Origin of the sequence: Nonomuraea sp. H19 (genome assembly GCF_052068215.1) — a bacterium.
Classification (GTDB): Bacteria; Actinomycetota; Actinomycetes; order Streptosporangiales; family Streptosporangiaceae; genus Nonomuraea.
Window position 1 is genome coordinate 62,692 of sequence record NZ_JBQHCV010000020.1, and the last position, 18,944, is coordinate 81,635.

Consider the following 18,944-nt stretch of genomic DNA (forward strand, 5'->3'; position numbering starts at 1 on the left):
TCACGGACACGTCCGGCGGTACATCTCCTGCGGCACGAGATTCTCCCATTCCTCCCGGGTGAGGGAGCGGCCCGCGGTGGCGCACGCCGCGGCCACCAGGTCGGGGGGCGTGCGGACGTTCCACAGCCGCGCGGTGTCGTCGCCCGCGACCGAGGCGACGGTCGTCCCGTCCCTGCTGTAGCCGACCGCGGTCACGCCGCTCGTGTGACCGGTCATCGGGAGGCCCAGCCGCCGGTACGTCCGTAGGTCCCATAGTTGCACATCGCCGGTGGTGAGGCCGGTGGCGAGGGCCTCGCCGTCCGGGCTGAACGCGAGCGTGTTCGTGATGCCGTCCTTGACGATCAGGCCGACGCCCACCGGGCGGCGGCGCGCCATGTCCCAGAGCCGGACGCTGTGGTCGCCGGCCGTGATGGCCAGTTTCTGTCCGTCGGGGCTGAACGCCAGGGCGTTGACGATGCCGCCGCCGCCCGCGATCGACGGGCCCTCGATCTCGCGGCGGGTGGCCACGTCGAAGAGCCGTACCCGGTTGTCGAAGCCCGTGGTCGCCACGAGCGCGCCGCCGGGACTGATCGCCATCGCCGTGATGACGTCGGTGTGGCCGGGCACGCGGATGCGCGGCCCGGTCTCCCGGCGGAGCGCGATGTCCCAGAACGCTATGGCCTGGTCCTGACCGACGGCGGCGAACCTGCCGTCGGAGCTGATCCTGGCCACACCCTTGAGCGTCCCGTCATGGACGAGCTCGCGGCGCCCCGCGACGTCCCAGAGCCGCAGACCGTCCGGATGAGACGTCAGGAGCATCCGCCCGTCGGGAGTGAATTCGAGGTGGTACACCGCGCGGCGCGGACCCTTGGGGATCAGCGGAGGGCCGAGGGGACGCTGGGTGGCCACGTCCCAAAGCTGGATCGCGGGGTTCTTCTCGCCAGGCACTCCGGTGGCCAGGGTCCGTCCGTCGCGGCTCAGCGCGACGGACGCCTGCGCGGGTATGTGGGTCCCGATCTGCTGGTGGATCTGCGGGTCGGCCAGCCGTACCACACCGTCGTTGCCGGCGGCGGCGAGCAGCTTCCCGTCCGGACTGAACGCCACGCCGTCGACACTGCTGAAGTTGACGGCGAGCGCGAACAGCTGTTGCCGGCTGGCCGTGTCCCATACGACGGTGCGGCCGCTGTCCCCGCCGGTGACGATCCGCGTGCCGTCGGGGCTGAAGGCGATCGAATGGTAACCGGCGGCGCGGTCCTTGAGCCGGCCCGTCTGCCTACGCGTGGCCACATCCCAGAGCCGGCCGGTGCGGTCCCAGCTCACGGTCGCGAGGGCCGTGCCGTCGGGGCTGATGGCGACGTCGGCGACAGGTTGGGTGTGCCCGGTGAAGGGGGCGCCGAGCTGGCGCGAGGTGGCGGCGTCCCAGAGCCGTGCGGTCCCGTCGCCGCCGGCGGTGGCCAGGGTCTTCCCGTCCCGGCTGAACGTCACCCTGTGAATGGGACGTGTGTGGTCAGGCCTGCCGTGGGGGTGGACCATGGGAGCGCCGTACGGGCGGCGCGTGGCCACGTCCCACAGCCGGACGACGCCCTTGCTGTTCCCGATCGCGAAGGTCTTCCCGTCCGGGTTGTACGCGAACGCCGTCACGACCGTCCCGGGCTTCAGCGGGGCGCCCACCTCGCGATGGGTTGCCACGTCGTAGAACCGGACGGCGTCGTAACAGGCCGTCGCCAGCGTCCGGCCGTCGGGACTGAAGCCCAGGTCGACGCTTGAACACTCGTACTTGGGACGGGTGATCGGGGCGCCGATCGGCCGCCGTGACGCCGTGTCCCAGAGCCGCGTGGTGCCGTCGTCGCTTCCCGTCGCGATGATCGAGCCGTCGGGGCTGAACGCCAGCGCCGTGAGGCCTCTGGTGTCCCCGCTGAAGGTGCCCCGGCCGGTGCCGGTCGCCGCGGACAGCACGCGGTTGCGGGCCTCGTCCGTCTGGGAGATCCGCCACGCCGCCACGGCCAGCATCGCCGCCATGGCGGGGTCGCCGGCGACCTCGGCCTGCGCCGAAAGCTGGCGGGAGCTCGCATCCTGGCGGTGCAGCTCGGCCTCGTTCGCCGCGTTGACGGCGGCGCCGGCCGCGAGGAGGGCGAGCACCGACAGCACCGCGAGGCCGGTCATGACGAGCCGGCGGCGCCGGCTCGCCCGCCGCGCCTCTCTCGTGGACGCCGCGATGAAGCCCTCGGCGGTGGGGCCGGGCGGGGGGAAGCTGTCGGGGTCGCGGTCCCAGCGGGGACGGCTGTCCTGGACGGCCAGCAGCCGCGCGCCCCGGTACAGGAAGGCGGGGTCGCGGTGGTTCTCGGCCCACTGCGCGGCCGCGTCCAGGAGCCGGTCGTACACCTCCTGCGCGGCGAGGTCGGGTTCGAGCCACTGCCGCAGGGTGGGCCAGGCGGTGAGCAGCGCGTCGTGGGCGATCTCGGCGCTGTCCTCGTGCAGGGTGACCAGGCGCCGGTCGGCGAACGCGGACAGCAGCGCCTCGACCTGTTCGCGCCGCTGCGCCGAGTGCGCGGACGCGGCGGCGTGGATCTCGGCCAGCGTCGCCCTGCGCCGCGCCACCTGCCCGCCCGCGGTGATCACTGTCATCCGCCGGAAGAGCCTGAGCGCGCTCTTGCGGTCCTCCGGCGGCAGCCGTTCGAGCACCTCGTCGGCCGTACGTCGTACGGAGTCGCGGACCCCGCCGGATTCCTCGTAACCCCGGACGGTGAGGGCGCCGTCCTCGCGTCTTTCCCAGGTGTTGCGGAGAGCCTGCGACAGCAGGGGCAGCGTCCCGGCCTCATCACGATCCCCGGCGCCCAGCTCGCCGAGGATGGTCTCCACCAGACCCGGTTCGATCTCCAGGCCCGCCGCGGCCGCGGGACCGGTGATGGCCAGCCGCAGGTCCGGCTCCGTCATCGGCTCGACGATGACCTGACCGTCCTGGATGGCCTCGGCGAACTGCGGGTAGGCGGCGCAGCGGTTCCAGTAGTCCGCGCGCACACCGACGACCACTCCGGCGCCGCGCGGGCCCTCGGTCATGGCCTGCAGGGCCCGCACGAACGACTGGCGCTCCTGCTCGTCGGTCACCAGGGTGAACAGTTCCTCGAACTGGTCGACCACCAGGACGAGACGGCCGGCCGAGGGCAGGGTCTCGGACAGCGCCCGGCGCGGATCGTCGCGTAATCGTTCGGTCACCGTCTCGACGCGCCCGCCGAACGTCCGGGCCCACGCCTCGGCGAGCGCGCGGAACGGCTGGGCGGTCGGCGTGACGAGCAGGCGCGGCCAATGCCGTGAGCCGGCGATCGGCAGACCTCCGTCCGCCAGCGCCGCCATCACCCCCGCCCGCAACAGCGACGACTTGCCCACGCCGGAGGCGCCCGAGACCATCAGGATGGACCCGTGCTCCGTCAGACGCCGTCCCAGGCGTTCGAGGAGGCTGCGCGTGGCCCGCGTGCGTCCGAAGAACAGCTCGGCCTTGCCCGTCTCGAACGGCACAAGACCCTGGTAGGGGCACAGCTCGTCCGAGGGGTCGGACGACTGCGGTTCGCCGCGGATCCGGGGCGGTCGAAGGTCTGTCGGCGTTCCCCGCTGCGGTCGTGCCCGCGGCCACTGGTGGCCGCTCTCCTCCCGCTTGCCCATGGCGCTCATTCTGGCTAATCGCGGCTATGCCCATCAATCACATTCCGGCCAGTAGTGCCGTTGGGCGGCGATCCGGTGATGACGGATGACAAGCCGTAAATCACAGCGAGTAGCGATTGTCCGGCCCGCCTGCCGTCCGATTTCGTCCAATATCGTCCGACCAGTGGCCTGAACAGCGCGAAAACAGTTTCGATGGCCGTGCTTTCTTCACCGGCGGAGCGACGACGAGAAAGAGGTGCCGATCATCGCCTCGACGAAAGGGCTGGCTCCAGGCATCGCGGGCTGGACGCATGAGGGAGACACTTTCCACCCGGTACGCGGCGCCGAGCCGCCTTTGGGGGCGTTGTTGCGCGGATGGCGGGAACGGGCATTACTGACCCAGGAACAACTCGCCGAAAAGGCCGGCCTCAACGTCCGGACCGTTCGCCGGTTGGAGACCGGCGCGCTCTGGCAGCCTCGTACCAAGTCGATTCTGCTGCTGGCAAAGGCGCTGGAGTTGGACACCGAAGAGCGGGCTACGCTGGCCACCGCCACTCGCGGCCTGCCGGCTCCCGCCGAAAGCTATGATCCGGCAGCGGTGACCATTCCCCGGCAGTTGCCCGCCGATGTCGCGGCGTTGGTGGGCCGAGGGCGCGAACTGGCCGTTCTGGAAAGGCACCAGAGCGCGAACACGGTGACGGTCGTCTCCCTCGACGGCATGGCGGGAACAGGCAAGACGGCGCTGGCCGTGCACGCCGCCCACAGGCTCGCGCCCCGATTTCCCGACGGGCAACTGTTCGTGAACCTCCACGGCCATGCCCAGGCCATGACACCGGTCGAGCCGGGTGAGGCCCTGGCCCGCATGCTCCGCACACTCGGCGTCCCCGGCGAGCACATTCCCGGGCATGTCGATGACCGCGCCGCGCTGTACCGCAGCGTGCTGGCCGACCGCAAGGTCCTGATCGTGCTGGACGACGCCGCCGACGAACGCCAGATCCATCCGCTGCTGCCCGCCGGCCCGGGCTGCCGGGTGATCGTCACCAGCCGTCGCCGTCTGACCTGCCTGGGCGAGACACGGAGCCTGTCGCTGGAGACACTGCCGGTGGCGAAGGCGGTCGCCCTGTTCACCCGCATGGCCGGGCGGGAGCGTGTCACCGACGCGCCGCTGAACGTCCTCGCCGAGGTCGTGCAGCGCTGCGGGCTGCTGCCCCTCGCCATCCGCATCGCCACCGTCCGGCTTCGCACGCATCCCGCCTGGAGCGTGCGGCATCTGCTGGACCGGCTGGCGGACGACCCGCTGGCCGAACTGAAGGCCGGACGACACAGCGTCACCGCCGCCCTGGACCTGTCCTACGGAAGGCTCTCTCCTGACCAACGACGCGCATACCGGCTGCTGGGCTCGCGCACCAGTGCGGACTTCGGCGTCGACGCGGCCGCCGCCCTCCTGGGCACGACGGCGCTCCAGGCCAGACGGCTCCTCGACCAGCTGTCGGACGTTCATCTCCTGCAGGAGCCCGCCCCCAGCCGATATCGGCTCCACGACCTGGTACGCGACCACGCCTCGGCCGTGCATGCCGGGAGGACGAACCCCGCCGTACGAGCGTCCGCATGAGGACGACCCGGTGAGGGGCGAGAACGCTGCCTTATGAGGCGAGTGTTGCGGCGATGTCGGCCTCGATGTGCGTGACGGCGGTCATGGCGCCGTAGGCCAGCAGGAACACCGTGCAGTGGTCGCTGAGGCGGCGGTCGGTGGCACGCCAGGCGGCGACCTGCTCGTCGGTCACGGCCTCCGGCGCCAGCCCCGCCAGGATCGCCACCTTCGCCCCCGCCCGCTCCGGCTCCGTCAGCGCCGACAGCGGCCCGTCCAGCCAGTCGCCGGCGGGGCAGCGGCGGCCGCGGTGTTCGGCGATGGTCTTGTCGACCACCTCAGCCGCGGCGGGCGTGAGCAGGCCGGCGCCCTGCGCGGCGGTGGCGACAAGCGTGGCGTACGCCGTACCGATCGGCGAGTCGATCGCCCATGCCGGCTCCTTGCCGGCAGGCAGCCCGTCCAGCAGGGGCATGGTGGCGCCCGGCCGCAGGTCCTGATCGAGGTCGCGGAGCACCGGGGCGCCCTCGAACGGCGGCTCGTCGTCGGGATCCATACTGCCCGGGGTGAGTCCGGCAGGCAGCATGGCGGCCGCCACGCGGTCGACGAAGTGGGTGAACAGGACCGTGCCGACATATTCGGCGGCGCCGTCACCGGAGAACGGCGCCTCCACCGGGCCGCTTCCGGTGGCGACCGCCCAGTGCAACAGGGCCGCCAGCCGTGGGTCGGCGGGCGGGTCGCCACGCTCGACGGTGTCGGCGAGTTCCGGCCGACCCAGGAGGCGCAGGATGGACAGGAACGCCTGGACGTCGTACTCGAGGTCGTTGGCCTGCGCCGCCCCCAGCGCCACCACGGCCTTCTCCAACGCCGCGACCCCGCCGGCGAGCTGGGCCTCCCGCATCAGCGACCATCCGGCCGCCAACAGCTCAGGCGAGGGGGACATCATCATCACGGCCGGGCCGATGCTGCTGAACTCGGCGTTGACCTGCGCGTAAACCTCGGCCACCACGCCGCTGGCGCGATCCGGGGAGACAGGGGTGACGTGGCGTACCAGTGACGACATGGATCGGGGCCCTTCGACGGTCGTGCGATGCGGAGCCTCGATCCTCGCCGCCGGGGTCCGCCGCCGTCGTCATACGGCCGGAGCCAGTACGCGTTACTCCCACCGCCGTACGCCGCCGTACGGCTACGGCACCGGAAGTACAGCCAGTGTCGTCGACACCACCGTTGTCGGCAGGTTCCTCATCCGGGTGTTCACTGGGTCACTCACCTTGGACTCCTCGGTGCTCGGGCCCAGCACCTGCACGAATTGCCGAAAGGTGTTGGCCCCGAGGACCATCCGCTGCTCCTCGCCGTACAAGGCGAGGCGGCGGTCGAGAAACTCGGGACCTTGCTTGCCCCAGTAGCCGCCCCAGTCGCCGCTGCTGTTGTAGGAGCCGTAGCCGTCGAGGCTGCAAAAGACGTCGAAGGTGTAGGTAGCGGTCATGATGCTCTCCTCGAGTGCGGTTGACCGGGTGTGTGGATACAGACTGGAAACCTCGCCGTTGGACTCCTGGAGTCCGGCCGCCCCGGATGCGGCCCCAGGACTTGACCACGGCCAAGACGGTGGCGAAGACCAGCGTGGTCAGCAACACGGCGGGCGGGAAGAAGAGCGTGGCACGCCGATCCACAGGCCTTGACTGTTCCTCGCTGGAACTCATCGCGGTGGGGTCCTCGGCGCAGGCTTTAACTTACTGAGAGATATTCGTCCATTGAGCGGGGAACAGTCGAGGGCAGTGGCCGGTAATTATGCGGACATTAGTGGGCGTTTGATCCTGTGAGTTCTGTCTCGGAGTCGCGCCTGATTTGGCCCCAAGAGTGCGGCGGTCGGGCCAGCCGGTTGCTGCCAGTGGTGGCGAGCGTGCCTGGCGCATATCCAAAGGGCCCCGCAATGGAAAATATCCGAATTGGGCATGTTGATGATGATTTGGTCGCCTTGAGGGGATTTGCCTGGTCGATGGAGGGCATGCCCGTCAGGCAGGTACGTACCTGTGCCGTCGCCGTCTTCGCGGCATGTCGCCTGCCCGGACGGCCTGGCTGCTGGAGCCGATGGCGATACCGTCCAGCTTTTCCATGCCGATGAGTCGCGGCGTTCATGACGTTCTTGGGTGGCGCTCGCCGATCGTCATTTCATGCCTGGCGTCAGGGGCGTCGCGTCCCGACCAGGAAGGCTGATCATGAGCAAGAGACCGGAAGCAGAACTCGTGGCGGAAGCCGTGGACACCCACGAGTGGGGTCCCACCGAGCCGGACGAAGAGCAGGTCCTGGTCTCGCTGGGCTATGTCCTCAACCCGGAGACCGGCATCTACGAGCAGGGACCGAACGGAAGGAGGGCGCCGTCGTGACCGCCGAGAAGATGATAAGACGGGCGAGCGACGACCTCGGCCTGTCGGGCCGCCCGAACGTCATCACACGCTGGTACGCAGAACGGAACGGCTCGAAGTTCCTGCGGGCACCGTGGTGCAACATGGCCATCACGTACTGGGCACGGCACTCCGACAACGCCGCGGCGGTCCTGCCGAAGGGCGATCGCGCCTACACGGTGTGGCACGCGCAGGACGGCGAACGGGGGGGTCGCTGGCATGCGGGGACCGCGGCCAACATCAAGCAGTACGCGCGGCCCGGCGCGCTCGTGTTCTTCGACGGGGCGGCACCGACGCCATCGGCCGAATCGACCACATCGGCCTAGTCGAGAGGAATCTCGGCGACGGCAGGATCCAGACGATCGAGGGCAACACCGGCGACGTGTGCAAGCGGCGCGTACGTGGCGCGTCTGTGATCGCCGGGTTCTGGAACCCCGACTACGAGCAGAGCGAGAGCTGGACGGAGGCCATCGTGAGAGAGCTCCCGATACTCAGGCAGGGCGACCAGGGGCCGCACGTGCGCACGATGCATCACCTGATGCTCGCCAGGGATGTCCAGGGGCTGGAAGGTGTCAGTGACACCATGTTCACCCCGGCCCATTCCGCGGGCATCCGCGACCTGCAAACATCCGCGGACATCGAGGTCGACGGCGTCGTCGGGCCGCAGACCTGGCCCGTACTGCTTGCGGTGCACTGACGGCCCGTGCGGCCCTGCGGGTTCGTCGGACCCGCCGAACCTCCGCCACCGCGCGGGGGTTCTCCCTTTCGCGATGAACCGGCGGCGGGCCGCTGGACGCGGCGAACGTACGACGGGCATGCCTGACTGCGCGGACGCGATATTTGAACCGGTAGACCTTGACCGCCTCTACACCGGTTCGTGAATGGGCCAAGTGCCTTCCGCTGGCGGCGGCGATCCTCGGAGATAGGATCGCCGCCCATAGGTCCTCTACTCAGCGGACGGCGAGACTCTCGCTCGACTCCGGGGCCGAAGACGCTGCGGTCACGCGCGGCAAGACAAGCGCGACGAGGAGTCCGACGATCATTCCGGCTGCGGTGAGCAGGACGACGACGAATTCGCCGTGGGCCGTGGCAGTGCGCAGTGCCTCGCCCGTCTTGCCTGCGGTACCGAGGTCGGCGAGGGCCGCGAAGATCGCCAGGCCGATGGAGTTGCCGAGGTTGAGTGCGGTCGAGGCGATGCCGTTGGCGACGCCCTGCTCGTGCGCTGCGGTGCCGGTGGCGGCGGCTATCCACATGGCCGTCCAGACGATGCCCTGGCCGACGCCCGACACGATGAGCCCCGGCACCAGCAGCCCGTAGCTCGCCTGGGCGACGAACCCGAAAGCCATTCCCGCCGTACCCACGATGCCGACCGCGAACCCGATCAGCAGCGTCGGCCGGTTGCCGATCCTGCTAGCCAGCCGCTCTCCGAGTTGGGTGCCGACGGCGATCGCAAGGGAGGGGACGAGGAAGGCCAGCCCGGTCTGCAGGGCGCTGAACCCCCACACGCTTTGCATGAGCACGGTCAGGAAGTACGGCAGGACGCCAAAGGTCGCCATGTAGATGAACGTGATGCCCATCCCAGCGGTCAGGCTCCTGTTGCGGAACAGCCGGAACGGCATCAATGGGTCGGCGCTGCGCCGTTCGATCGCCGCGAAGGCCGCAAGCAGCCCGACGGCCAGCACGAACGCGCCGATCACCAGCCCGTTCCCCCAGCCGAGTTCGGGGCCCTCGACCAGGCCGAACACCAGCAACGTCGCCCCACCGGTTACCGTCAGCGACCCCGGCAGATCGAACCGGCGCCGCTCGCGCTGCCGTACATCGCGAGGAATCACCGCCAGTGCGGCGACTGCGACGATCAAACCAAGCGGGACGTTGACGTAAAACACAGCCGGCCAACCGAAGCTCTGGGTGAGCACGCCGCCCAACAGCGCTCCGATGCTCAGCACGCTGGCCCCCGCCCCACCCCAGATTGCCAGCGCGCGGTTGCGCTGCGGGCCGCGTCCGCCGGGCAGGCGTTCGATCTGGCCGTGGTGCTCGTCGGAGCGCGGATCTGCTCGACAGCGGCCAGCGTCTGTGTCGGCCCGCCGGTGGGCACCCGGACCACGTCCATCGGCGCGACCCACGAATCATGATCGAGATTGAGCTGTGTCACGTGTTGCCGAGCCCAGCGGGGTACCCCACCGTCCACCCACCCGGACCGGAAAGATGGTGCCACTCCCGGCAAACACTCATTCAAGCGGGCCGAACCAGCCCTGTGACCTGCAGCGAGAGTGCGGGACCGGCGCCGACTGGTCGATGATCGACGACCTTTGCCGACCGATGGACTACAGTCGTCCGCCATGGCCGAATCCTCCTCCTATCTGACCGCGACGGCGGACGCGTACGACGCCGTCGCCGATCTCTACGCCGACCTCGCCCGAGACTCGCTCGATCGCCTGCCACTGGATCGTGCGATGGTCGCCGTGTTCGCCGAACTCGTACAAGCCGCCGGACCCCGGACCGTCGCCGAGGCCGGCTGCGGTCCCGGGTACATGACGGCGCACCTGCGTAACCTCGGACTGGACGCCTTCGGCATCGACCTGTCTCCCGCACTGATCGACATCGCCCGCAAAGACCATCCTGACCTGCGTTTCGAGGTCGGTTCGATGGGCGCCTTCGACGTGGCCGACGGCGAGCTGGGCGGTCTGCTCTCCTGGTACTCCGTCATCCACATCCCACCACCGGAGCTGCCGCCGTACTTTGCCGAGTTCCGCCGGGTGCTGGCCCCGGGTGGTTACCTCCTGCTCGGTTTCTTCGAATCCGAGGGCGGTCCGGTGCTGCAGTTCGACCATAAGGTCACGCCGGCCTACCGGTGGCCGATCGACGACTTGGCCGACCTGGCCCGCAAGGAAGAGTTCGTCGAGGTGGCGCGGATGTTGCGCGAGCCTTTGGAGGATGAACGATTCCGCCGCGGCCACTTGCTGATGCGCAGACAAGCCGCCGCCATGTGCTGATGCGCGCGCCATAGGCCCCGGCACCGCACACCAGACGGGCGGCCTGGCACGGAACAGGCACGCCCGTTGCCCGAATGCGCCACGAAACGCGTCCAGCCGCTACCGCAGACCAGATGCCACCTCGATGTGCCGCACCACATGCAGCAGATCCGACGTTGGCAGCTGTTGCTCAAGCTCCTTCAACCGGGCACCAAGAAGTCCGCGCTCCGCCTCTGTGAGCACGTCACCGGCATCCAGGCACTCCCTTACACATTCACTCAGCTTCGAAAGAGCCGGAGTATCGGAAAGGGACAGGCGAGGGAAGCGTTGCCGCCACCAGAACCACAACGCATGCCGCGCGGCCTCCCGAGGAGCGGCATACCAGTACCAGCGGAACTGCAGGTTCGGGTTGGCATCTTCCGCACGCGGAGATCTCCGGCCCTGCCTTTTGGCCTCCCGGCGCCTTACCGCATAAGCCTGAAGCTCGACACGAAGAACAGCACGGCTGGCCTCGATGACGTCAAGGGCACCGAGCAGTGCCGCCTCATCAGACTGAAATCTCCCGGCCTTCGACTCGAGGTAACTCAGCGTCGCGTTGTAGCCAAGCGGCCGATACAACTGCACGCAGGAGCGGAGCGCCGAAACCCGCCGTTGGTGCGGCAGGCCGGAGTCACGCACCCTACGGGCATAGTTGCCGAAGCTCACCAGGGAAGCCTAGCCAGACGCCCTTGAGGAAGCACAGCGCACCAAACCGGGTGGCCGACGGCGTGGCAGCGCTGGCACCACTGCCGAAGTTTCTGCGGGCATCAAGCGGCAGCTCGTCGTGCCGCCGTACACGGCCCGCCTTCGCCCGCCGCCGCTTGGTGCATGCGGCCTGAGGGCCAGTGCCGAGCGGCGGCAGCCTGGGCCGCACCGCCAACCACAAATCAGCCATGGTCACAGAAGCCCGCTGGCGTGGGCGCCACGCCGCGTGACTGCCGAAGGGGATCAAGTCGGCTCTCCTGACGCACCCGCGCTTTTCCGACCAGCGGCTGACAGCCGCCTGCGAGGCCCTCCAAGCGGCTGGGCACGGGGCGCCGACTACAACCAACGGCGCAGCAATGCGTCCCGGCTACCCGCCGAGTTTCGGGCCGACAGGTCCGGCGGCACCGACGGACGCCCGTTGACCGGCGCGTACATGTCCGCGAACGCCTTCGGCCAGGCCGCGGCCATCGAGGCCGCGCTGAGCGCCGAGCAGCTGAGCCGGCCCGTGCCGGTGGCCGCCTACGCCGCCACAATCCGCGCACACGCCTCGCTGTTGATCGCCTTGAACGCGCAGATCGCAGCGCTGGATCCGGCGAACGTCAGAGCGAATCCCTGTCGCCGCTTGACGACAAGCGTTACGGGAGGTCTCTGTCCATTTTGGCAAGGAGGGGGCCGATCCTTGCGGCTCATACTTGCCGCTCCACATCCAACAGAGAGAAGGCCAGGCCGGTCTTGACGGTGTCGAACACCACTAGGGTTTCGTAGCGCCTGATGTTGTCATCGCTTTTGAACAGGCGATCCCCGAGTCTGCTGCAGTCGCGCGTGCTCCTGGCCGCCAGGATGACGGCGTAGTCCCAGGGCCCGGCGACCCGGTAACACTGCTGGACCTGCGGCTCGGAGCGCATTCGGTCGGCGAAGGCGCGGTGGTGCTCGAATGACTCCTGGACGAGGGTGACCAGTATCAGGGCCAGGACAGCGGAGCCGAGGCGATGCGGGTCCAGGACGGCGACCTGCCGGGTGATGAGCCCTTCCTTGCGGTAGCGGGCGATCCGCCGTTGCACGGCGCTCGGTGACAGCCCTACCTGTTCACCGAGGTCGAGGAGGGTGCGGCCGGCGTCGAGCTGGAGAAGGTCGAGCAGATGCGTGTCGATCGCGTCCAAGTGGAGAGGCGGTTGCCGAGTCATGCAATATTATTGCGTCGCGATGCAAATATTTTCAATCGCATTGATCACCTGTTCGATTAGCGTCGCCTTGCTGGTTGTCCCCGACAGAAGGCGGCTTCATGGACTTGGACTTGGACGTGGCGCGGATCGAGAAAGCCCTGAGGGTGATCGATCCGCTTTTCCTCGACACCCCCCAGTACATCGATGAGCAGCTGTGCCGGGCGCTGGGCCGTACGGTGACCGTGAAGCTCGAAACGGCCAATCCGGTACGCAGTTTCAAGGGCCGGGGCGCGGACCTGATGCTGAGTTCGCTCCCGCGGGGCGCACGGGTGGTATGCGCCAGTTCGGGGAACTTCGGACAGGCAGTCGCTTACGCTGGCCGGGCAAGAGGCATCGCGGTCGAAGTTTTCGTGCCCGAGACGGTCAATCCCGCCAAGCGGGAACGGATAGAGGCCTTCGGCGCACGGATCATCCTGGCTGGGACGGATGGCTCGCAGGCCCGCGCGGCCGCCGCCACCCATGCCGGACGTCACCCGGACCTGGTCTATCTGCAGGACGGCCTTCAGGCGGCCGTCGCAGAAGGCGCCGGAACCATCGGCGTCGAACTGACCCGTGTTCCGGGCCACCACTATGACGCGGTCGTGCTCCCGGTCGGCGACGGCGCGTTGATCAACGGCGTGGCACGGTGGATGAAGACGCACGCCCCCTGCACCCGGATCGTAGGAGTCAACGCCATGGGTGCTCCCTCGATGCTGCACAGTCTGCGGGCCGGCCGCGCGGTCTGCTTGGACCGGGTCGACACCTTCGCCGACGGGATCGCGGTGCGTGCCCCCCTTGACGCGTCGGTACGGCGCGCCATGGCCCTGGTGGACGAGATCGTTCTGGTGACGGACGAGGAACTCGCCGACGCCATGGCCCTGGCGGCACACACCCTGGGGATCCTCCTGGAACCGGCGGGTGTGGCCGGCCTGGCGGCGATCGCCGGCGGCAGCGTCGAAGGCGATCACCTGGCAACGGTGCTGACCGGCGCGAACCCGCGCCCCCAGCAGTTGCACGAGCTTGTGCCTCGACTGGCGCACCTCTTCGACCCCGCTTCCCGTGTGCGAGGGGAGGTCCGGTGAACGCCGCACTCGGTGCAAAACCGGGCCCTCCTGGTGAGCTGCGCCGGCGCGGCCATCATCTCGTCGTCCGCGGTTGCGGGCCGTCTGCGAACGTCATGGCGATCCGGATGTGGTCGACGCTGCTGGCCGGGGCGGCGCACGATGTCACCGGCGAGAGCACGGAGGAGGCTGCCGTGGCCGACGCCTCATCGTGACGGTTCGCGACACACCTGTGAGCCTGCCGGACATGACCTAGGCATGAACGTCACCGACACCGGGCCGCCGCGCACCCAGCGCTTCGCCCACCTCTACGAGCAGACGTATGCCGCGTTGCTGCGGTTCGTCGAGCGTCGCGTCCACCCCTCCCACGCCGAGGACGTGGTCGCCGACGTGTTCCTCGTCGCCTGGCGGCGCCTGGACGAGGTGCCGCTGGCGGCGGACGAGGCGCGGGCCTGGCTGTTCGGCGTCGCGCACCGCACTCTCCGCAACGGGCTGCGGGCCGACCAGCGGCGGCAGGCGCTCACCGTCCGCATCGCCGACAGCCGGCTGACCGGCGCCGCGGCGGCCGGGCTGGACCCCGAGCTGGTGGCACGTCGGCTCGACCTCGTCCAGGCGTGGCGGCGGCTCAGCCCGCGCCACCAGGAGACGCTCGCCTTGGCCGTGTGGGACGGCCTCACAGCCCCACAGGCCGCGCGGGTGCTCGGCATTTCCCCCGTCGCGTTCCGGCTTCGGCTCACCCGGGCCCGGCGTGCCCTGCGCCACCACGCCGACGCGGCCCCCGCCACTACAACCCAGCCCGTGGCGACCGCCACCTTGGACTCCCGGAGCATGCGATGAACGACACCCTCGACCACGCCCTGCGCGACCTCGACCCGGCCGTCACCCCGGCCGACCTGGACACCAGCACCGACCCCCGGGCTCGGGCCCTGCTGGCCCGGGTGGTGGCCACCGACCCGATGGGGGCGCCCGCACCGACGACCCGCAGCCCTCGCCTGCTCACCGCCTGGCGGCTCACCGCTGTCGGCGGAGGGGTGGCTGCTGGCATCGCGGCGGCGCTGTTGCTGCCCGGCTTGTTCGGCGGCGGCTCGGCGATGGCAGCGTGGAGCGCGACGCCGCACCCGGTGAGCGGTGACCGGGCTGCCGACGCCCAGGAGAAGTGCCTCGACAGCGCCCGGGACACCGCCAAGAGCACGACCGGGCGCGAGCTCGGCTTCCGGCCCGTGGTGACCGAGGGCCGGGGGCCATGGACGCTCGTCTACGTCAACGACGACAGCAGCCACCTGGCCGAGATCACCTGCCTGCTCCGCGATGGCGACCTCGTCGGCTCGCAGGGCAGCACGCCGGGGCCCGACGCACAACTGCTTCCGCCGGTTCCCGCGGGGTCGGCGCGGGCCGCCCTCGGCTCGGTCATGAGCACGAGTGAGGAGAGCGTGCGTATCGTGACCGGCAGGGTCGGTGCCCGGGTGGTGGGTCTGGAGCTCTCCACGGAGGCGAAAGGCAGCGTGACCGCGACCGTCACCGGCGGCTACTTCGCAGCCTGGTGGCCGGACGCGCCGACGACGGAGGAGCGCGAGAACGCCTCACCTCGTGGCGGCGTCAAGAGCGTCACGGCAATCCTCCAGGACGGGTCGCGGCACAGCGTCTCCCTGGAGGAGCTCACCGGCCGGACGAGCGCGCAGCTGAACACATCGGCCACGGGCGGCTCCGCGCGCGACTGATGCTCAGCTGAGGGTACTGCCCGTGGACAGCCCGCAGCGACGGGGATCGAGGACGAGACCAACCGCCTGGATGAGCCCATTTACCAGGCGCTGCCACAGCTGGAGCGCGACGAGCTGCTCGCCGGTCTGGGGGCTCTGCCCGGCTGACCTCTGATACTCGACAGCGCACTCGGTGGTCGTCCGACCAAGTCAAGTCCACAGGCTTTCGCATCCCCGCTCCGTCGACGCCCGTTGGATACCAACCTCGCGTGCGGCCGAAGCGGCCAGTCAGCGCCATGGACGCCCACCTCGTTCAGCGAGGTGTTCGCCTAGGTCACCGCTCACAGAACTCCTTAGCACTGGAAAGTTTTGAGAGACGGTTCTGAGACGCCCGTGACCTGGGCGAACACGTTGCTTTGCCCCCAGTGACGGCGACCCGAACGAGAGGCCGACCTTGCGGTGTGCCGGAACCTCGGAATTCTGCTCACCGCCCTGGCCGATGCGCCTCGGCATGGATACGCGCTCATCAAGGAGGTCGAGGACATCTCCTGTGGGCGGGTCCGGCTTCGAACCGGAACGCTGTATGCCGCGTTGTCCCGCCTGCAACAGCAAGGCTGGGTGCATATCGTCGGTGAGGAGGTCGTTGAGGGACGGCACCGGCGTTACTACGCGCTGACCGATGTGGGTACCGATGCGCTGGCCGAGGAGACGGTACGGTTGCGCGCCACCCTTCAGGAGGCGAGCCGCCGCCTGCGGCTGCGCCTGAGGCCGTCGACCGAAGCGAGCGCCCCTCAGGGCCCTCCGAACGATGCGCCGCCCCAGGTGGTGTGGGTGCTACAGCGCTGGGATCGTCACGCCGATGAGATCTCGCTGCACAGCGATGAGGCTTGTGGGCTGGCCGAACTGGCCCGGCACGTTCGCACAGGCGTACACGCCGTCTGACACGCGGATGAGTGAGCTTTATGCAGCCCAGGTGACCTTGCCGTCGGCGTTCACCGTCACCAGGCGGCCCGTCTCAGTGAAGCTGGCCGCGACGACGTCCTCGCGCCGCTCGCGGACCTCCCCCTTGACGTCGAGCAATTCCAGCTCACCATCGTGGACCAGGCCGACCGCCGTACCGGACGGATCGGCGATCACACCGGCCCGAGCGGCGACATCGCGCGACCACGTCTGCCGCCCGCTCGGGTCGATGCCGCGAACCTCGGTGTGATGGGTTCCGCGCTGGTCGACGTAGCGGGACACCACCGCGCCCCCTCGCGTACCGGCCACGCATTCCCCGGGCTGGTCGAGATTGACCTGAAGGGGAACGACGGTCCCGTCCTTGAGTATCCCTCCGCGCTCGCCGGTCAGGACCGCCCAGTCTCCGCCGACGCAGCCACCCCAGAACCCCCCAGCGGGCACGCGCTCCCCTGTAGCCCGCCATCCGTGAGCGTCGCGCCGGAAGCGCAGGATCTCCCCGCCGGGCAGCGTGGGGTCGGCGTAGAGCAGCAGAGCCGTCGTCCGGTCGGGGCTCTCCCGCCAGAGGACGTTCTCCACGCCAGCGACCTGATGGCTCTCCTTCTTGCCGTCCGAACGCTGGATCTGGAGCGTGCCTCCCTCGGCGACGACCGTGTCCGCATCGCCCCGCCGGCTCAGCACCTTCCGGGTAGCGGTGGAGAAGGCCGCTTCAGGGCACCGGGCCGCGCAGACGGCAGCCTGCTTGTCCGTCCACACGTGCCGCCCGTCCGAGGCGTACCCGAGGTGCGATTCGGTCTGCGGGTCGTACACGATCGCCCCCGTCGAGGAGGCGGCGACGAAGACCGGCGGAATTTCCTGCTCACCGCCGGTGGAACACGACGTGACCGCCACCAGCGCCAGCAGGGACGCGACAAGTGCGCGGTGGTTCATCGGCCGCTAGATCCGCTTGGTCTGGAAGCTGCACGTGGGGTCGAGGCCCGGAAGGTCCCAGCGCACCCAGAATTTCACGTAGACCTTGTCCTTCGCCGGGCTGATGATGTGGACGGTCGTGCTCTTCGTGCCCACCTTGGCGCTGTCGGTGCCCCAACCGCCGTGCCACTTGTCGACCGCGTTGTTCTTGTCCGAATAGACATCGATGGCCACGTCGGTCTTCGATCCAGCGCGACCGCCAATCGTGTACGTGAACTTGGTGAAGACGTCACTCCCTGCGCTGTTGTAGTAGTAGCGCGCCGAGCCGCTGTAACCCTTGGGGTCCGACGAGCAACTGCCGCTGAGAGTCTTGTCAGCCGACGCAGAGGCGGAAGCGCCGCCGCCGACGATCGACAACGTCAGTCCCGCGGTCCCGACGATCGCCGCATGCCGAAGTATGGTGCTCAGTCGCATGATGCCCTTTCCGTTACCTTGACTAGCATCCGTCAAAGGATCGTAAGGGAGCGGTGGTATATCGGTGGTATGTCGGTGGCATGCCCGGCCGTAGATGATCATGTCTGTACGGATTTCGGGAATGCCCCAACCGTTCATCGCCTCCCGGGCGTCTTGTCTATATGAGGCCTTGCCTGGAAGTCGCGGGCGTGCCGCACGTGCGGGGTTCGGGCGAGTACTACGACTGCGATGGGCGCCCCCTGTGACCCGGGATCTGGAGCGTTCGCTTGGTAGGGCGGCTCGTAGTGATCCGCCCTACCAAGCCCGCCCCTACCCGAGAGGCGAGCGTTCGGCCCGGAGTGTCAGCGACCTTTCAATCCCAGGACTACAAGGGGAGCTGGCGGTTAAGCGTCTTCGTCGTCCAGTTCGGTGTTGTAGCCGCAGCCTCGGAACGGCTCGCCCTGGCCTCGGGGCGGGTAGCGGCCGCTGTCGAGCCGGACGCCGTCGCGGACGATGCTCTCACTGGGCCCGGACACGAAGCCCCACGGGTAGGGGCCATCGGCCGCCCCGACGCCCAGAGCGGCCGCGATCCGGTCGGCGGCGTGCTTGCCGAGCACCCACACTACGGGCGTCCGTACAGAGGAAGCCCGTGCACTGCGCTGGGATCACGTCGTCGCCTGGATCCCCAGCCTCAAGGCATGGCAACCGGTGACCGAGGCAGGGTTCAAGCACACCAGGTTCGCCATCTACGTGTGGCGAGCCGACCGAGTAGGAGGTGACACCAAGACCCGCAAGTCACGTCGCACGCTGGAACTGCCCGAGCTCGCCGCTGAGGCACTCCGGCAACACCACACGCGCCAGGCCGCACACAAGCTCAAGGCGGGTGAGGCATGGCAAGATCACAACCTGGTGTTCTGCACGAACGTCGGCACCCCGCTCGACGCGGCGAACGTCCGACGGGCGTTCCGGCAGATCACGAAGAACGCAGGCACCGGAACCGACTGGACACCTCGCGAACTGCGTCACTCGTTCGTCTCGATCATGAGCGACCAGGGCGTACCCATCGAGACCATCGCCGATCTCGTCGGCACGCGGGCACCAGCGTCACGGAAGCGGTCTACCGGCATCAGCTCAAGCCGGTGATCACGAAGGGCGCCCACACGATGAACACCGTCTTCGGCGACAAGCCGACGGGTTGAGTCCGAGTGAGATGGCTCCCCGATTTGCTCCTATCGACTTCCAGAACGGAAAAGGGCCCGATCCGCTCAACGGATCAAGCCCTCTACCTGGTCAAACTGGGTCGGGGTGGCGGGATTTGAACCCACGGCCTCTTCGTCCCGAAGCAAT

At 69.0% G+C, this 18,944-nt stretch carries 20 protein-coding genes; 11 read left to right on the forward strand and 9 right to left on the reverse strand.

Going from position 1 to position 18,944, the window contains the following annotated elements; translation table 11 throughout:
* Positions 1-3,636, reverse strand: coding sequence for an nSTAND1 domain-containing NTPase (locus ACTMTI_RS36625; RefSeq protein ID WP_441125276.1), 3,636 nt, complete (start codon positions 3,634-3,636; stop codon positions 1-3).
* 235 nt (positions 3,637-3,871) lie between these two features.
* Here ACTMTI_RS36625 and ACTMTI_RS36630 point away from each other — a divergent pair, with 235 nt between their 5' ends.
* Positions 3,872-5,227, forward strand: coding sequence for an ATP-binding protein (locus ACTMTI_RS36630; protein WP_441125277.1), 1,356 nt, complete (start codon positions 3,872-3,874; stop codon positions 5,225-5,227).
* A 31-nt stretch (positions 5,228-5,258) separates the two neighbouring features.
* Here the strand turns inward: ACTMTI_RS36630 and ACTMTI_RS36635 are convergent, their stop codons facing one another.
* On the reverse strand, positions 5,259-6,263 hold the full coding sequence (locus ACTMTI_RS36635; RefSeq protein WP_441125278.1) for a carboxymuconolactone decarboxylase family protein: 1,005 nt from the start codon (positions 6,261-6,263) through the stop codon (positions 5,259-5,261).
* A gap of 123 nt (positions 6,264-6,386) precedes the next feature.
* Positions 6,387-6,686: a hypothetical protein gene (locus ACTMTI_RS36640; RefSeq protein ID WP_441125279.1), complete on the reverse strand. Its 300-nt coding sequence runs from the start codon at positions 6,684-6,686 to the stop codon at positions 6,387-6,389.
* A 730-nt stretch (positions 6,687-7,416) separates the two neighbouring features.
* On the opposite strand from ACTMTI_RS36640, the gene ACTMTI_RS36645 reads away from it, so the two are divergent.
* Genes ACTMTI_RS36645 through ACTMTI_RS36655 form a run of 3 tightly spaced genes read left to right on the forward strand, consistent with a single transcriptional unit; the run spans position 7,417 to position 8,299 of the window.
* Positions 7,417-7,584, forward strand: coding sequence for a hypothetical protein (locus ACTMTI_RS36645; protein WP_441125280.1), 168 nt, complete (start codon positions 7,417-7,419; stop codon positions 7,582-7,584).
* Positions 7,581-7,928: a hypothetical protein gene (locus tag ACTMTI_RS36650; protein WP_441125281.1), complete on the forward strand. Its 348-nt coding sequence runs from the start codon at positions 7,581-7,583 to the stop codon at positions 7,926-7,928. The genes ACTMTI_RS36645 and ACTMTI_RS36650 overlap by 4 nt, the downstream gene beginning before the upstream one ends.
* 56 nt (positions 7,929-7,984) lie before the next feature.
* Entirely contained in the window at positions 7,985-8,299 is a 315-nt protein-coding gene (locus tag ACTMTI_RS36655) for a peptidoglycan-binding domain-containing protein (protein ID WP_441125282.1), read from the forward strand.
* Between the two features lie 253 nt (positions 8,300-8,552).
* Here ACTMTI_RS36655 and ACTMTI_RS36660 read toward each other — a convergent pair whose 3' ends face one another.
* Positions 8,553-9,725, reverse strand: a complete 1,173-nt coding sequence (locus ACTMTI_RS36660; protein ID WP_441125283.1) for an MFS transporter — start codon at positions 9,723-9,725, stop codon at positions 8,553-8,555.
* Between the two features lie 216 nt (positions 9,726-9,941).
* Here ACTMTI_RS36660 and ACTMTI_RS36665 point away from each other — a divergent pair, with 216 nt between their 5' ends.
* Entirely contained in the window at positions 9,942-10,595 is a 654-nt protein-coding gene (locus ACTMTI_RS36665) for a class I SAM-dependent methyltransferase (RefSeq protein WP_441125284.1), read from the forward strand.
* Between the two features lie 99 nt (positions 10,596-10,694).
* Here ACTMTI_RS36665 and ACTMTI_RS36670 read toward each other — a convergent pair whose 3' ends face one another.
* Together ACTMTI_RS36670 and ACTMTI_RS36675 are read right to left on the reverse strand one after the other, a co-directional pair.
* On the reverse strand, positions 10,695-11,279 hold the full coding sequence (locus ACTMTI_RS36670; protein WP_441125285.1) for a hypothetical protein: 585 nt from the start codon (positions 11,277-11,279) through the stop codon (positions 10,695-10,697).
* A gap of 725 nt (positions 11,280-12,004) precedes the next feature.
* On the reverse strand, positions 12,005-12,478 hold the full coding sequence (locus ACTMTI_RS36675; RefSeq protein ID WP_441125286.1) for an Lrp/AsnC family transcriptional regulator: 474 nt from the start codon (positions 12,476-12,478) through the stop codon (positions 12,005-12,007).
* A 122-nt stretch (positions 12,479-12,600) separates the two neighbouring features.
* On the opposite strand from ACTMTI_RS36675, the gene ACTMTI_RS36680 reads away from it, so the two are divergent.
* The 5 genes from ACTMTI_RS36680 (at position 12,601) to ACTMTI_RS36700 (ending at position 16,220) form a co-directional block, all read left to right on the forward strand.
* On the forward strand, positions 12,601-13,602 hold the full coding sequence (locus ACTMTI_RS36680) for a threonine ammonia-lyase (protein WP_441125287.1): 1,002 nt from the start codon (positions 12,601-12,603) through the stop codon (positions 13,600-13,602).
* Entirely contained in the window at positions 13,599-13,796 is a 198-nt protein-coding gene (locus ACTMTI_RS36685) for a hypothetical protein (RefSeq protein WP_441125288.1), read from the forward strand. Before ACTMTI_RS36680 ends, ACTMTI_RS36685 begins: the two co-directional genes overlap by 4 nt.
* Positions 13,797-13,839: 43 nt before the next feature.
* On the forward strand, positions 13,840-14,418 hold the full coding sequence (locus ACTMTI_RS36690; RefSeq protein WP_441125289.1) for an RNA polymerase sigma factor: 579 nt from the start codon (positions 13,840-13,842) through the stop codon (positions 14,416-14,418).
* Positions 14,415-15,299 carry a hypothetical protein gene (locus tag ACTMTI_RS36695; protein ID WP_441125290.1) on the forward strand — a complete coding sequence of 295 codons (885 nt, stop codon included), beginning with the start codon at positions 14,415-14,417 and terminating at the stop codon, positions 15,297-15,299. The genes ACTMTI_RS36690 and ACTMTI_RS36695 overlap by 4 nt, the downstream gene beginning before the upstream one ends.
* 438 nt (positions 15,300-15,737) lie before the next feature.
* The gene (locus ACTMTI_RS36700) at positions 15,738-16,220 is read left to right on the forward strand and encodes a PadR family transcriptional regulator (protein ID WP_441125291.1); all 483 of its coding nucleotides are present in this window, start codon (positions 15,738-15,740) and stop codon (positions 16,218-16,220) included.
* A gap of 18 nt (positions 16,221-16,238) precedes the next feature.
* Here the strand turns inward: ACTMTI_RS36700 and ACTMTI_RS36705 are convergent, their stop codons facing one another.
* The 3 genes from ACTMTI_RS36705 to ACTMTI_RS36715 all read right to left on the reverse strand — a co-directional run bounded on the left by ACTMTI_RS36705 (position 16,239) and on the right by ACTMTI_RS36715 (position 18,214).
* The gene (locus tag ACTMTI_RS36705; RefSeq protein ID WP_441125292.1) at positions 16,239-17,165 is read right to left on the reverse strand and encodes a hypothetical protein; all 927 of its coding nucleotides are present in this window, start codon (positions 17,163-17,165) and stop codon (positions 16,239-16,241) included.
* A gap of 6 nt (positions 17,166-17,171) precedes the next feature.
* Entirely contained in the window at positions 17,172-17,618 is a 447-nt protein-coding gene (locus ACTMTI_RS36710) for a hypothetical protein (protein ID WP_441125293.1), read from the reverse strand.
* Positions 17,619-18,001: 383 nt separating this feature from the next.
* Complete coding sequence (locus tag ACTMTI_RS36715; protein WP_441125294.1) at positions 18,002-18,214, reverse strand: hypothetical protein; 213 nt, start codon at positions 18,212-18,214, stop codon at positions 18,002-18,004.
* Here ACTMTI_RS36715 and ACTMTI_RS36720 point away from each other — a divergent pair.
* The gene (locus tag ACTMTI_RS36720; protein ID WP_441125295.1) at positions 18,204-18,740 is read left to right on the forward strand and encodes a tyrosine-type recombinase/integrase; all 537 of its coding nucleotides are present in this window, start codon (positions 18,204-18,206) and stop codon (positions 18,738-18,740) included. The two genes, ACTMTI_RS36715 and ACTMTI_RS36720, sit on opposite strands and share 11 nt — an antisense overlap.
* The last annotated feature ends 204 nt before the right edge of the window (positions 18,741-18,944 follow it).

Coding starts and splice junctions, on each gene's coding strand:
- ACTMTI_RS36625 (WP_441125276.1), bottom strand. CDS start 3,636: ATGGGCAAGCGGGAGGAGAGCGGCCACCAGTGGCCGCGGGCACGACCG.
- ACTMTI_RS36640 (WP_441125279.1), bottom strand. CDS start 6,686: ATGACCGCTACCTACACCTTCGACGTCTTTTGCAGCCTCGACGGCTAC.
- ACTMTI_RS36690 (WP_441125289.1), top strand. CDS start 13,840: ATGAACGTCACCGACACCGGGCCGCCGCGCACCCAGCGCTTCGCCCAC.
- ACTMTI_RS36710 (WP_441125293.1), bottom strand. CDS start 17,618: ATGCGACTGAGCACCATACTTCGGCATGCGGCGATCGTCGGGACCGCG.
- ACTMTI_RS36705 (WP_441125292.1), bottom strand. CDS start 17,165: ATGAACCACCGCGCACTTGTCGCGTCCCTGCTGGCGCTGGTGGCGGTC.
- ACTMTI_RS36645 (WP_441125280.1), top strand. CDS start 7,417: ATGAGCAAGAGACCGGAAGCAGAACTCGTGGCGGAAGCCGTGGACACC.
- ACTMTI_RS36665 (WP_441125284.1), top strand. CDS start 9,942: ATGGCCGAATCCTCCTCCTATCTGACCGCGACGGCGGACGCGTACGAC.
- ACTMTI_RS36680 (WP_441125287.1), top strand. CDS start 12,601: ATGGACTTGGACTTGGACGTGGCGCGGATCGAGAAAGCCCTGAGGGTG.
- ACTMTI_RS36695 (WP_441125290.1), top strand. CDS start 14,415: ATGAACGACACCCTCGACCACGCCCTGCGCGACCTCGACCCGGCCGTC.
- ACTMTI_RS36635 (WP_441125278.1), bottom strand. CDS start 6,263: ATGTCGTCACTGGTACGCCACGTCACCCCTGTCTCCCCGGATCGCGCC.